General features: G+C 66.0%; 1 protein-coding gene. It reads right to left on the bottom strand.

Translation table 11 applies throughout. The annotated features are described in order from the left end of the window. Positions 1-591, bottom strand: a 591-nt coding sequence (locus SLNSH_RS24335) for an EF-Tu C-terminal domain-related protein (RefSeq protein ID WP_245422475.1), incomplete at its 5' end; no start/stop codon positions are given.

A 591-nucleotide genomic window follows, 5' to 3' on the forward strand; every position in this document is an offset into this window, starting at 1 on the left:
TTACGCGATGATGGAGGCCACCACGCCGGCGCCGACGGTGCGGCCGCCTTCACGGATGGCGAAGCGCAGCTTCTCCTCCATGGCGATCGGAGCGATCAGCTCGACTTCCATGGTGACGTTGTCGCCCGGCATCACCATCTCGGTGCCCTCGGGCAGCTTGACCATGCCGGTCACGTCCGTCGTGCGGAAGTAGAACTGCGGACGGTAGTTGGTGAAGAACGGCGTGTGGCGGCCGCCCTCCTCCTTCGTCAGGATGTAGGCCTCGGCCTTGAACTTCGTGTGCGGCTTCACCGAGCCGGGCTTGGCCAGAACCTGGCCGCGCTCCACCTCTTCGCGCTTCGTGCCGCGCAGCAGGCAGCCCACGTTGTCACCCGCCTCGCCCTGGTCGAGCAGCTTGCGGAACATCTCGACGCCGGTCACCGTCGTCTTGATCGTCGGCTTCAGGCCGATGATCTCGATTTCCTCGCCGACCTTCACCACACCGCGCTCGATGCGGCCCGTCACCACCGTGCCGCGGCCCGAGATCGAGAACACATCCTCGACCGGCATCAGGAACGGCTGGTCCTTCGGACGCTCCGGCTGCGGGATGTA

Origin of the sequence: Alsobacter soli, from assembly GCF_003004785.1 — a bacterium.
GTDB classification, from domain to species: Bacteria; Pseudomonadota; Alphaproteobacteria; order Rhizobiales; family Beijerinckiaceae; genus Alsobacter; species Alsobacter soli.